Source organism: Amycolatopsis sp. NPDC043887, from assembly GCF_056435665.1.
The window spans coordinates 207,454-219,374 of record NZ_JBWKEB010000005.1; the positions used below are offsets into that span (position 1 = coordinate 207,454).

Annotated in this window: 16 protein-coding genes; 10 read left to right on the plus strand and 6 right to left on the minus strand. The window is 68.1% G+C overall.

Translation table 11 applies throughout. The features are described 5' to 3' along the window. The first annotated feature begins 66 nt into the window (after positions 1-66). The 4 genes from AC069H_RS15440 to AC069H_RS15455 all read left to right on the plus strand — a co-directional run bounded on the left by AC069H_RS15440 (position 67) and on the right by AC069H_RS15455 (position 3,491). Positions 67-882, plus strand: a complete 816-nt coding sequence (locus AC069H_RS15440) for a DUF3097 domain-containing protein (RefSeq protein ID WP_478232704.1) — start codon at positions 67-69, stop codon at positions 880-882. A 95-nt stretch (positions 883-977) separates the two neighbouring features. Beyond that, positions 978-1,409, plus strand: coding sequence for an NfeD family protein (locus AC069H_RS15445; RefSeq protein WP_219151993.1), 432 nt, complete (start codon positions 978-980; stop codon positions 1,407-1,409). A 58-nt stretch (positions 1,410-1,467) separates the two neighbouring features. Beyond that, entirely contained in the window at positions 1,468-2,814 is a 1,347-nt protein-coding gene (locus tag AC069H_RS15450) for an SPFH domain-containing protein (RefSeq protein ID WP_478228891.1), read from the plus strand. A 194-nt stretch (positions 2,815-3,008) separates the two neighbouring features. Beyond that, the gene (locus AC069H_RS15455) at positions 3,009-3,491 is read left to right on the plus strand and encodes a pyridoxamine 5'-phosphate oxidase family protein (protein WP_478232705.1); all 483 of its coding nucleotides are present in this window, start codon (positions 3,009-3,011) and stop codon (positions 3,489-3,491) included. On the opposite strand, the gene AC069H_RS15460 is transcribed toward AC069H_RS15455, so the two are convergent. The 4 genes from AC069H_RS15460 to AC069H_RS15475 form a co-directional block, all read right to left on the minus strand. Further along, a complete protein-coding gene (locus AC069H_RS15460) occupies positions 3,481-3,855 on the minus strand; it encodes a MerR family transcriptional regulator (protein WP_478232706.1) in 375 nt (124 codons plus the stop codon). The genes AC069H_RS15455 and AC069H_RS15460 overlap by 11 nt on opposite strands. After that, positions 3,852-5,300, minus strand: a complete 1,449-nt coding sequence (locus AC069H_RS15465; RefSeq protein ID WP_478232707.1) for a DHA2 family efflux MFS transporter permease subunit — start codon at positions 5,298-5,300, stop codon at positions 3,852-3,854. The genes AC069H_RS15460 and AC069H_RS15465 overlap by 4 nt, the downstream gene beginning before the upstream one ends. After that, positions 5,297-5,881 (minus strand): NADPH-dependent FMN reductase, encoded by a 585-nt coding sequence (locus AC069H_RS15470; protein ID WP_478232708.1) that lies wholly within the window; start codon positions 5,879-5,881, stop codon positions 5,297-5,299. Before AC069H_RS15470 ends, AC069H_RS15465 begins: the two co-directional genes overlap by 4 nt. 75 nt (positions 5,882-5,956) lie before the next feature. Next, positions 5,957-6,385, minus strand: coding sequence for a hypothetical protein (locus tag AC069H_RS15475; RefSeq protein WP_478232709.1), 429 nt, complete (start codon positions 6,383-6,385; stop codon positions 5,957-5,959). A gap of 91 nt (positions 6,386-6,476) precedes the next feature. Here AC069H_RS15475 and AC069H_RS15480 point away from each other — a divergent pair, with 91 nt between their 5' ends. The 5 genes from AC069H_RS15480 (at position 6,477) to AC069H_RS15500 (ending at position 8,736) form a co-directional block, all read left to right on the plus strand. Further along, positions 6,477-6,962: a hypothetical protein gene (locus tag AC069H_RS15480; RefSeq protein ID WP_478232710.1), complete on the plus strand. Its 486-nt coding sequence runs from the start codon at positions 6,477-6,479 to the stop codon at positions 6,960-6,962. Beyond that, on the plus strand, positions 6,959-7,345 hold the full coding sequence (locus AC069H_RS15485) for a VOC family protein (RefSeq protein ID WP_478228852.1): 387 nt from the start codon (positions 6,959-6,961) through the stop codon (positions 7,343-7,345). The genes AC069H_RS15480 and AC069H_RS15485 overlap by 4 nt, the downstream gene beginning before the upstream one ends. After that, a complete protein-coding gene (locus tag AC069H_RS15490) occupies positions 7,345-7,662 on the plus strand; it encodes a metalloregulator ArsR/SmtB family transcription factor (RefSeq protein ID WP_007034535.1) in 318 nt (105 codons plus the stop codon). Before AC069H_RS15485 ends, AC069H_RS15490 begins: the two co-directional genes overlap by 1 nt. A 20-nt stretch (positions 7,663-7,682) precedes the next feature. Then, positions 7,683-8,099, plus strand: a complete 417-nt coding sequence (locus tag AC069H_RS15495) for an SRPBCC family protein (protein ID WP_478232711.1) — start codon at positions 7,683-7,685, stop codon at positions 8,097-8,099. A 64-nt stretch (positions 8,100-8,163) separates the two neighbouring features. Continuing rightward, on the plus strand, positions 8,164-8,736 hold the full coding sequence (locus tag AC069H_RS15500) for a TetR/AcrR family transcriptional regulator (protein ID WP_478228851.1): 573 nt from the start codon (positions 8,164-8,166) through the stop codon (positions 8,734-8,736). On the opposite strand, the gene AC069H_RS15505 is transcribed toward AC069H_RS15500, so the two are convergent. Further along, positions 8,727-9,485 (minus strand): SGNH/GDSL hydrolase family protein, encoded by a 759-nt coding sequence (locus AC069H_RS15505; RefSeq protein WP_478228850.1) that lies wholly within the window; start codon positions 9,483-9,485, stop codon positions 8,727-8,729. The two genes, AC069H_RS15500 and AC069H_RS15505, sit on opposite strands and share 10 nt — an antisense overlap. Positions 9,486-9,594: 109 nt before the next feature. On the opposite strand from AC069H_RS15505, the gene AC069H_RS15510 reads away from it, so the two are divergent. Then, on the plus strand, positions 9,595-10,008 hold the full coding sequence (locus AC069H_RS15510; RefSeq protein WP_478232712.1) for a hypothetical protein: 414 nt from the start codon (positions 9,595-9,597) through the stop codon (positions 10,006-10,008). Between the two features lie 357 nt (positions 10,009-10,365). Here the strand turns inward: AC069H_RS15510 and AC069H_RS15515 are convergent, their stop codons facing one another. After that, on the minus strand, positions 10,366-11,838 hold the full coding sequence (locus AC069H_RS15515) for an alpha/beta hydrolase (protein WP_478232713.1): 1,473 nt from the start codon (positions 11,836-11,838) through the stop codon (positions 10,366-10,368). Positions 11,839-11,921: the final 83 nt, after the last annotated feature.

An 11,921-nucleotide genomic window follows, 5' to 3' on the forward strand; every position in this document is an offset into this window, starting at 1 on the left:
GCGGATGGCCGTCTGACCGGCGTGGCGGGGAGACGACGGCCCCTGGCACCGATAGCGTCGTCCGCCGTGCGCTCCCATTCGTACGACGACGTGCTGTCCGGCCCGCGCAAGCGGAAGGTCCCCGAGGTGCCCGCGGAGCCGGGGCTCGTGGTCGAAGACCCGGCCAGCGGCTACTGCGGTGCCGTGGTGAAGATCGAGTACGGCAACGTCGTCCTCGAAGACCGGCACGGCAAGCACCGCGTGTTCCCGCTGAATCCCGCGGGTTTCCTGCTCGAGGGCAAACCGGTCACGCTGGTGCCGTCGAAGGCCGCCCCGAAAACCCCGGCACGGCGGATCTCCGCGTCCGGGTCGGTCCAGGTCCAAGGGCTCAAGGCGCGGGTCGCTCGCGATTCACGCATCTGGGTGGAGGGCAAGCACGACGCCGAACTCGTCGAACGTGTCTGGGGCCACGACCTGCGAGTCGAAGGCGTGGTGGTGGAACCACTCGATGGGGTGGACGTGCTGTCCGACCGCATCGACGAGTTCGGCACCGGACCCGGCCGACGCCTCGGCGTGCTGGTCGACCACCTGGTCGCGGGCAGCAAGGAGTCGCGGATCGTCGACGCGATCCGCGACGAGAACGTGCTGATCACCGGGCATCCGTACATCGACATCTGGGAGGCGGTGAAGCCGTCGGTCGTCGGTATCCGTGCCTGGCCGAAGATCCCGCGCGGCACGGAGTGGAAACAGGGCGTCTGCGACGCGCTCGGCTGGGGCGAGCCGTGGGAGGGCTGGCAGCGGATCCTGGTGGCGGTCGGCAGCTACCGGGATCTGGAAACGCCGCTGATCGGAGCGGTGGAACGGCTCATCGACTTCGTCTCGGACCCGGGCGAAGAGTTCTGAATGCCCGGTTTGTGCGAGGTCACTCAAGGTCACGCGTCGGTCACGTCGGATTCGCTTCCTCGGTATGAATCGGCGCGATCTGGGAGCATGAACGCATGACAGGCGCGCTCATCTGGCTGATCGCCGGCATCCTCTTGATCATCGCCGAGCTGCTCTCTGGTGATCTGTTCCTGCTCATGGTCGGCGTCGGAGCCCTGTTTGGAGCGGGCTCGGCCGCCTTGACCGGGAACCCGTTCATCGACGTCGCGGTGTTCGCCGTCGCCTCGGTCGGGATGCTCGTCCTCGTCCGGCCGACCCTCAAACGCCGGTTCCTCGCGGGGCCGGACATCAAGACCAACACCGACGCGCTGATCGGCGCGCGGGCGGTAGTAGTGTCCACAGTGGACGGCGATGCGGGTCAGGTGAAGCTGGCAGGCGACGTCTGGTCGGCACGGAGCATGACCGGCGGGGAACCGATCGCCCCGGGGACATCGGTGACGGTCGTCGAGATCTCGGGCGCCACGGCGGTCGTCTCGGCCGAGCTGTGAGCCGGACGGCCGCACCGCAACAGGTTTCTACGTAAGGGGAAGGTAGTTGTCAGAGACAGTGGTGTTCATCGTCGTCGGACTGCTCGCGTTGTTCGTGGTCGTCGTCGTGGTCAAGGCGATCATGGTGGTGCCGCAGGCACAGTCCGCTGTGATCGAACGGCTGGGCCGGTTCCGGACGGTGGCTTCTCCCGGCCTGACGTTTCTGGTGCCCTTCCTGGACAAGGTCCGGGCGCGGATCGACCTCCGCGAGCAGGTCGTCTCGTTCCCTCCGCAGCCCGTGATCACCGAGGACAACCTGACGGTGTCCATCGACACGGTCGTGTACTTCCAGGTCACCGACTCGCGGGCCGCGGTCTACGAGATCTCGAACTACATCGTCGGTGTCGAGCAGCTGACCACGACGACCCTGCGTAACGTCGTCGGTGGCATGAGCCTCGAACAGACGCTGACCTCGCGCGACTCGATCAACAGCCAGCTGCGCGGCGTGCTGGACGAGGCCACCGGCCGCTGGGGCATCCGCGTCGCCCGGGTCGAGCTGAAGGCGATCGACCCGCCGCCCTCCATCCAGGACTCGATGGAGAAGCAGATGCGCGCCGACCGTGAGAAGCGCGCGATGATCCTGACCGCCGAAGGTCAGCGGGAATCGGCGATCAAGACCGCGGAAGGCCAGAAGCAGAGCCAGATCCTCGCGGCCGAAGGTGCCAAGCAGGCCGCGATCCTGAGCGCGGAGGCCGAGCGGCAGTCGCGGATCCTGCGTGCGCAGGGTGAACGTGCTGCCCGATACCTGCAGGCGCAGGGTCAGGCGAAGGCCATCGAGAAGGTCTTCGCGGCGATCAAGGCCGGACGTCCCACGCCCGAGGTCCTGGCGTACCAGTACCTGCAGACCCTGCCGCAGCTGGCGCAGGGCGACGCGAACAAGGTCTGGATGATCCCGAGCGACTACGGCAAGGCCCTGGAGGGCTTCGCCCGCGCGCTCGGCGCACCCGGCGACGACGGCGTGTTCCGCTACGAGCCGCCGAAGGAAGACCCGGTCGAGAAGCCGGACCTGGAGGACGAAGAGGTCCAGGGCTGGTTCGACACCTCCAGCGACCCGAAGGTCGCCGAAGCCGTCGCGGCCGCGGAAGCCGTGGCGCGCAAGGAGGTTCCGGCGCTGGGTGTCGCGACGCCGCGACAGGAGCCGCCCGCTCCGCGTCAGGTCCCCAAGGTCGCGCCTGCTCCCGAGCCGGAGGCCGCTCCGGAGCGGCCGCAGGCCCCGCCGCCCACCCGGTTGCCGCAGGCGCAGCCGCCCGCCGGTCCGCAGGGTGGCCCGTACCAGGGGCCGCCGTCGCAGGGGCCGGGCAGTGGCCCGTTCCCGCAGCAGGGACCGTTCGGCGGTCCGCAGGGTGGTCCGCCGCCGCAGCGCTGAGTCACGTGAAAGAGGGCCGTCCCGTTCGGGGCGGCCCTCTTTCGTACTGCCGCTGTGACAGGTGGCCGCATAGGTAGTGAAGGCCTCCATCGTTACCTTCAGGGTAGGCAAGGAGGCCTTCACGGACTCGTTCGCGGGGGCGAAACCTCGTCGTCACTGGACCTCGATCGCGGTCGAGAGTGCAGGGTGAGGTGATGGACCGATCGATTCTTGCGGTACAAGACTTCCTCCATGAACCGCGTCTGCCTGCCAGCGTCGCCGCAACCACCGGCCGCGGGAATCCGGCATTGGCGATGATGTGGTTCGTGGCCGAGGAGAGCCGGTTGTGGTTCCACACCCCGGTGTCCGACGGCCGGCCGTCGCCGTTCTTGGCCGCGGCCCGCGACAATCGCGAGGTCGCTGTCATGATCGCGACCTTCGACCCACCCGATGACGTCCGTCAGGTCCGCATGACCGGTCCCGCGAGACTGGAAGTCAAAGATATGGCCCGGATTCGACGCATCTACGAGCGCTACATCCCCGCCTGGTCGGCGGACTGGGCGGATCATGCCGCGTCGCCTGACGCGCGGCTGTGGTCGATGTCCCCTGACCGGGGTATGGCCGTGGCCTACCCCGGTCTCGAGAACCGTCCTGTGTTCCGCTGGTCGAGCGCGGCGGAAGGACCGTTCAACTCCTGAGGAACTCGAGTGTCCGGTACTCGTCGACCACCGAGGTGAGCTCGGCGATACGAGCCTGCCCGGCGTCGATGAGCCGTTGCCCCGCCCGCGACCACTGTTCGAGATCGGGGGACATCGGCGGGATCTCGGCCAGGATCTCCGCGCTTTCGGCGAGGCTGAGCCCGACCCGCTGGGCGGCGACCGCGAGCCGGATCCGGCAGATGGCGTCGATCGTGAACCGGCGTGCGTTGCCCGCTGTCCGCTCCGCGGTGATGACGCGGTAGCGCTCGTAGTACCGGACCGCGTTCGCCGAGACCCCGGCTTTGCTCGCGACCTCGCTGACGGTCAGCCGGGCATCGAGCGGGGACTGTGTCGACGTCGTCATGCTGCGCTCCGTACCGTGGTGGGTTCCGTCGTCGGGGCGGGGCGTGTCCGCAGCCTGACCACCAGGGCGAGCACCATGATCGCGAGGACTCCGACGAGAGTCAGACGATACGCGTCGACGATCTCCTCGGTGAGCATCGAGCCCGCCGACGGATCGCTCAGCGCGGCGAGACCCTGTCCAGCGGTGGCGGACGCGATCAGCCCGGTGAACACCGCGCTCACCACCGCGGTGCCGACCGCGCTCGCGATGGTGCTGGCCAAGGGGAGGATCGCGGAACCGGATGCGAGATCCGGCCCCCGCAGTTCGCGGCCGGCGCTCACGATGGTGGGCATCATGATCGCTCCGGTACCCGCTCCCTGGAACACTCCCAAGATCCCCAGCACGAGGTACGGGGTGTCCGGCGTGAGGACGAGCACCGTCAGAGCGGTCGAGACGATCGCCAGGCTCAGTCCCGTCCCGACGACGATCCTCGGACCGAAGCGTTCCAGGACGCGGGCGGCGAACTGGATGGTGATGCCCATCCCGATCGCTCCGGGGACCATCATCAGCGCGCTGGTCAGGGCCGAGTCGCCGCGCATCACCTGAATGTAGGCGGGCATCAGCAGCATCGAGCCGAAGTAGGGCGCGGCGTACAGGACGAGGACGGCGGTGTTGCGGCCGAAGGTCCGGTCGCGCAGGAGCCGGACGTTCAGAAGCGGCGCGTGATGACCCCATGACCTCCGGATGAACACGGCCATGAGCACCAGCCCGGCGGCGACGATGCCCGACCGGACGTCCACGCCGAGCGTCTCTTCGCTGAAGCCGTACGCCACCGCGACCACGCCGGGGACGAGCAGCAGGCCGCCGGCGAAATCGATCGGAGCGCGTTCCGCCGAAGGAGTATCGGCGGGCACCCAGCGCAGCACCCCTACGACGGCGAGCAGAGCCGGGGGGACGGTGATGAAGAACAGCGCCCGCCACGACAGGCTGTCCAGCAGGATCCCGCCGAGCATCGGGCCGAGGATCGGCCCGATCAGCAACGGAAGACCGGTGATCGCGGTCATCCGGCTCCGGCGCTCCGGGGCCACCGTGCCGAAGCCGATGGTCATGCCCAAGGGATTGATCAGGCCACCGGCGAGGCCCTGCACCGCTCGTGCGGCGATCAGCCAACCCAGATCACCGGCGGCTCCGGCCGCCGCGGACGCCACCGCGAACACGAGCAGCGCGGCCAGATACACCCGGCGCGCTCCCCACCGCAGCGCGAAGGTCGCGGCGAGCGGCATCGCCGCGACCATGCCGAGCGCGTACGCGGTCACGATCCACTGGATCGTGGTGAGGGACGCGGAGAAGGTCGTCATGAACCGCGGCAGCGCGACGGCGACGATCGTGGTGTCGAGAACGGCCATCAAGCCGCCGAGCGCGATCACCGCCGCGATACGCAGTTCTTGTGCGGTCAGGCGGTTCATGCCGCACTCACCTGATCCGCGACGCGTCCGGCGCGCAGGGTGCGGGCCCACCAGGTCAGTTCGGTCATCGTAGCTACCAGCGCGCCGCGTTCGCCTTCGGTGCCCTCGTAGCCGTTCGGACCGAGCCGCGTCCACGGCGCGTTCAGCAGGACCGCGTCGCGGATCGTGGTCGCCCGCAGCTCGGGGAAGATCAGCCGCAGCTGCTCGATCGCGCGGATGCCGCCCGAACCCGCGCCGTAACCGACGAACCCGACGGGCTTGTAGGCCCATTCCGTGAAGTGCCAGTCGATCGCGTTCTTCAGCGCCGCCGGGAAACTGTGGTTGTACTCCGGGGTGACGACGAGGTAGGCGTCGGCCGCGCGCAGCCTGTCGCTGATCACCGTCCGGGTGCCGCCGGGCCGCGTTCCCTGCAGCGGGAGATCGACGTCGGCGAGGTCGATCGGGTCGGCTTCCAGGCCGTCGATCGCGGCGAGTTCGGCCAGCAGCCAGCCCGTGATGGCGTCGGCGAAGCGTTCGTGGCGGACACTGCCGATGATCACGGCGAGGCGAACGGGGGACTGGGCGGTGGTTTCTTTGCTCATGACGAAGACGCTAAAAGTTCGTCCATAGGTGAACTCAAGCTCTTGCGTCCCTGGTCACGAACCCTGGAACTCTATTTAGGTCGAGGTTGTAGCACTGCCGGTGTGGTATGTCTTTCGGTCATGGATCACCTCGACGATGACCCGGATGACCTGGCGAAATGGGGTCTGCACTGCTTTTGTCTCGGCGCGCGGAGCACTCCGCATCACGTTGTGAAGATGGATGACAACGGCCGTCTTCTCTTTCGCGCGCGGCTGGGCGTCGGTCGCACGGAACTGCGGCACCAGGGAATCGACCCGCTGGACAGTCAGATCGCGCTTCTGCGGGCGTACCACCTCATCGCGGTCGAAGGTGATCGGCTGGTGACCACTTTTCCCGTGCTCGGTTCCCAGGAGACGGCCGCATTGCGCGGCCGGATGGCCGGCCTCGCTGACGTGATCGCGCCGGAAATCGCGGCCGACGTGTCCGCGTTCGCCGACGTCTTGGCCGGTCGGGGACTGGCTCACTGTGTCTACGGAGTGTTCTTCGGATACGTGATCGATGGTCTCGTCTGGGACTGTCTCCGGTCGGACGGCTTGCTTCCTTTCGGGGAGCTGAGTGTCGAACGTCCTTATTGGAATGGTGTCTTTTGGGGAAGCCGGGGCCGGATTGACGATGGTCTGGACGGACCCGACGGTCGAGGCCTTGAATCGGCTGGCCGAGTCTCCGGCGCTGCGCCCGGCTTTGCGCGCGGTCGGTCGTGGCGATCTTCCGCGCGCGACTCTCGTGGCAGGCGAAGGGCATACGTGGACGCTCGCCGGCGATGGTGCGTGGCCGACGATTCCGCTCATCAGGCGGCGGGAGGTCGATCCCGTCCACGTGATCGGCCTGCGGATCGCGGCGAAGGTCGGTGTGGTCGTGGCCGCCCATGAGCTGATCTGGAACCTCATGGAAGCCTTGGAAGCGGCCGGAATCGTCCGGCGACCGGCGGTGTTCGGCGGTTCCCAGGCGACTCCTGACGCTCTTGGTGCCCAGATGTTCCTTGTCGTCGATGGTGGCACGAGTTGGCATGTAGGAGATCTCCTACATATGGTCACGGTATGAACATCGACCGCATCCAGTTCCTCACCGTGCCGGTCTCCGATCAGGCGAAGGCGCGGGACTTCTACGTCGGCAAGCTGGGGTTCGACCTGCTCGTCGACGTCAGTGGCCCGCACGGTCCGTTCGTCATGGTCGGCCCCAAGGGGGCGGACACCGGGATCGTCCTCGTGGACCGCGCCGTCGGCGACCTGGACCCTGACACACGCGTGCACTTCCAGCTGAGCACCACCGACATCGATGCCGACATCGCGGAACTCCGTACTCAAGGCGTCGAGGTCGGGGACGCGGAGGAGATGCCGTGGGGTCGCGTGACCTCCCTGAAAGACGCCGACGGCAACGCGATGGGACTACTCGAACCCTCGGGTTACGGGAACTGGCCGCGCTAGTGCCGGTCAACGACGACGTTTTCGCCGCGCTCGCCAACCCGGCCCGCCGCGAAGTTCTCGGCATCCTTCTCGACGGCCCACGAGCGGCGGGGGAGATCGCCGAACGGTTCGACATGCGGCGGCCGAGCCTGTCGGAACACCTTCGGGTGCTGCGTGAAGCCGGGCTCGTCCGCGAAGAGAGGCAGGGCCGCAACCGCGTCTACTCTCTTGAGGCCGCGCCGCTGCAAGAGGTCTCCGACTGGCTTTCGCCGTACGAGCGGTACTGGCGCGGCAAACTGGGCAACCTGCGCGAACTGCTGGACGAGGAGGACTTCTGAACGACGAGGATCCTACGGCCGTGCACGTCGACCAGTTCCTGGCGCATCCTCCGCGCAAGGTGTGGCGCGCGCTGACCGAACCGCAGCTGCTCGAACGCTGGCTGCGGATGCCGAACGACATCAAACCCGTTGTGGGACATCGGTTCGAACTGCTCGCCGACCCGATTCCCGCCGCCGGGTTCGCGGGCGGCCCGGTCGCCTGCGAGGTGCTGGCCGTGGAGCCGGAGCGGCTGCTCAGCATCAGCTGGGGTCCGGAGTGGACGGTCACCTGGAGGCTCGAACCCGAGGGGCGTGGGACGCGGCTGTTCCTCAGCCACGAGGGCTTCGACCCGGAGGACGAGTTCCAGCGGATGTCGCGCCGGATCATGGGCGGTGGCTGGCGCACCGGAGTCCCGAAGGCGCTGGCGCGCGTATTGGATGAGATGCCGGACGGCTAAAAGCGGACGTGTCTTGCCCGGTACCTCTGCTGTACCCCTCGACAACGGGTCTAGGATCCCCGCTGTGACGGACGAGAAACCGCTCCGAGCCGATGCCCGCCGTAACCGCACGCGGGTGTTGGAGGCCGCGGAGCGCGTCTTCACGGCCAAAGGCACCAGTGCGCCGACCGAAGAAGTCGCCCGCGAAGCAGGCGTCGGGGTGGGCACTGTATTCCGGCACTTTCCGACGAAGGAAGCGCTGCTGGAGGCTGTGCTCTTCGCGCGTCTGCACCGCTTCGTCGACGAAGCGGAGGCCACGGTGGCCGTCGAATCGCCCGACCCTGGTGCCACGTTTTTCGGCTTCCTGACCGGCTGGATCGAGATGGCGGGTGCCAAGAACGCCTATTTCGAAGCGCTGTCAGCGGCCGGGGTCACTGTCCCGCAGGCCGGGTCCGTCATCGGCGCGCGGCTGAAAGACGCACTCGGCGTCCTGCTGGGCAGGGCACAGGACACTGGCGACGTCCGCAAAGACATCGGCGTCGACGAACTGATCGCGGTGATCATCGGAACGGCGAAGGCGGCGGAGCATGCCGGGCCCGAATTCCGGGCCCGGACGATCTGCGTCCTCTTCGACGGGCTTCGGCCGCGTCAGGCGTAGGGCTCCATCGTCGGCCGCTTCGGCGCGAGCGAGTCGCCCGAAGACTCCCCACGCAGCCTGCGTTTGATCCACGGGACAGCGTGCTCCTTGCCCCACTGGAGGTTCTCGGTGCGCCGCGCTTGCGGGCTCAGCAGCGGCCGCGGTCCGAGTTCGGCGGGCCTCAGCTTGTGCGGTTCGCCGAGAGCTTCGAGGACGGCGATGGCGATCTCGTTGTGCCCCAACGAGTTCAGGTGCAAGCGGTCGGGAGCCCACAGCCGCCTGTCCCGCAGCTGCCGCATCGCCCACATGTCCACCAGCAGTGCCCCGTGCCGCGCCGCGATGCCGCGGACGTGCTCGTTGTAGATCGCGACCCGACCCCGAATCGTGCGGAACAACGCGTCCTCGACCCCGTCGACACCGGTGAAGAGGATGACCCGCGCACCCGTGGCGACCACCTTGCCGACCGCGGCGTCGTAGTCGTCGATGAGGGCGTCGATGTCGACCTTCGGCCGCATCAGGTCGTTGCCGCCGGCGTACAGCGTCACGAGATCCGGGTTCAGCGCGAGTGCCGGGTCGAGTTGCTCGGCGAGAACCTGCCCGAGGAGCTTGCCGCGGATCGCGAGGTTCGCGTAACGGAAGTCCTGGTGGTTGGCCGCGAGGGTACTCGCGACGCGGTCGGCCCAGCCCCGGACGCCGTTGGGCGATGACGGGTCTTCGTCACCGACACCCTCGGTGAAGGAGTCTCCGAGACTGACTAAGCGCTTGCTCATACCAGGATGCTACCCAGACCGGTGCGCTGGGTTTGGCAGCCCCCTCCTCGGCGTAACGCGGTCCCTTTTGCCCGCCCAAGCCCAGCGGTATCGTCAGGCGAAAGCGACCGTGGCGGGAGCTGAATTGCTGGACGTCATCGGTCTGAGTGAAATCGACGTCGAGGTCTACGACGCGTTCGCCGGTACCGGTTCGATGACCGTCGCCGAAATCCGGCAGCGAACCGGGTTGCCCGGCCCGGCCGAGGCGTATTCGGCGGTGCGACCGGAGATCGCGCTGGAGGCGATGCTCCGGCAGAAGGAGCGGGAACTCGCGAGTGCGCGGTTGGTCGCCGACCGGTTGCGTGACCGGTACCGGGCGACGTCCGGTGAACGCCCGGTCGACCTCATCGAGGAGATCCACGGGAACACGCTCATCGCCGACCGGGGCCGATCAGCTGCTGCGCTCTGCCGAGTAGGAGGTCGCCTTCGTCAACAAACCTCCGTACGCACAACCGCCGAGTGTGCTGCATCCCGCCGAACGTGACCTCCTGAGCCGGGGTGTGCGGTTCCGCGGGGTTTACGAGCGCAGCACGCTGGAACCGCACGATCTGTCATCCGACATCGAGGCGGGTCTCTCCCTCGGCGAAGAGGCCCGCGTGGTCACCACCGCCCGGCTGAAGATGATCGTGGTCGACCGCAGGCTGGGACTGGTGCCGCTGCGTTCCGATCTCCCCGAAGTCGGCACGGCCTTGGTGATCCAGCCGTGCGCTCTGCTCGACGCGCTCAGCGCGGTCTTCGCTTTCCTTCGGCAGACAGGCTTTACCGCGGTTCGGCGATCACCGGGACCGTCGTGCCCGGAGCAAAAGGGCCCAGGACCGCGCCTGGGCCCTCCCGCTGTCGATCACCTGCAGAACACGTCGCGCTTCGGCAGCTTCCCGGAGATCAGGAAGTTCGTCGTGGTGTTCAGCGCGCAGGCGTTGCCGCCGAGGACGTACACGCCGTGGCCGCCGGCGTCCACGGTCACCAGCCGCGACCGGTCACCGAACTTCTCGTCGATCAGCTGCCCGCCCCGCAGCGGTGTCGCGGGGTCCCGCCGATTCTGGGCGACCAGCACGTTCTCCGGCCCCTTGTCCTTGACCGCCACCGGGGGTTCGGCCGGCGCGTAAGGCCAGAACGCGCACGGCAGGATGTTCGCTCCGGCGGCGCCGAAGAGGGGGTACCGCTCGCGGTCTTCGGCCACGCCCCGCTGATAGGTGCGCATTTCCGATGGCCACGCGACGTCATTGCACGTCACCGCGAGGAACACCGACCACGCGTTGTCCGTCGGCGACGGCGTGGCAGCCAGGGACAGGCGCTTCGCTTCGGCGGCGACGCGTTCCGCCGCCGCCTTGTCGCCGTCACGGACCGACTGCCACCACTGCGCGGTCTGCCCGTACCGCGTCTTCCCGTAAAGGCCCGCGAAGGTGGCCAGCCGGAACAAACGCCCGTCGAGGCCGTTCACCGCGGTCTTGTCGAGCTTCTCCGCGAGCGCGAAGTACGTCCTGCGCACTTCGGCGGCTGTACGGCCGAGGCCGTACGACTCATGCCGTGCCGCCACCCACTTCGCGAAGTCCGGGAAGGTCTCCTCGGCGCCGAGCCCGAACCTGCGCAGCCCCTCGCGGTTGAGGTGGGTGTCGCCGACGTTGCTGTCGAGCACCACCCGGTCGGACTTCTCGGGGAACATCGACGCGTACGCCGCACCGAGCGCGGAACCGTACGAATACCCCAGAAAACTGGCCTTCTCCTCGCCGAGCGCGGCCCGGATCCGGTCGAGGTCCCTCGCCATGTTCGCCGTGGAGATGTGCCGCAGCCTGCCGTCCTTGTCGTTCGCGGCGCACTGCGCGGCCACGCCTTTCGCGATCTTCGCCTGCTCGGCGACGGCCGCTTCGTCCACCGCGTACGGCGGGATGTTGCCCAGGTACTCCTGCTCCGCCGTGAATCCGCAGCTCACCGGCGTCGAGTGCCCGATGCCTCTGGTGTCCATGCCGATCACGTCGTAGGCGTCCAGGACACTCGCGGGCATGCCGTGCGAGGCCAGATCAGCGGGGAACGACAGCCCAGGCCCACCCGGGCCGCCCGGGTTCAGCATGAGCACGCCTCGCCGCGCCGCCGGTTTCGTGCTGGCCAGCCGGGAGATCATGACGTCGATCCGCTCGCCCTCCGGCATCCGGTAGTCCAGTGGCACCGGCACGGTGGCGCACTGCAGCACGATGCCTGCAGGTACCACCACGTCCTCGGGACACGCGGCCCACGCCAGGCCTTGCGCGGGTTCGGCCGCCCCGGCGGGCGCCGTGAACAGCGGCGCCGTGAGGCCGAGCAGCACCGCCAGGGCCACAACTCGATTCCGTCTCATCATCTTTCCCCGATCTTGGTGTGATCACCGACGGTGTATTCGAGGCCGTGCCCTCGGGGCATGGT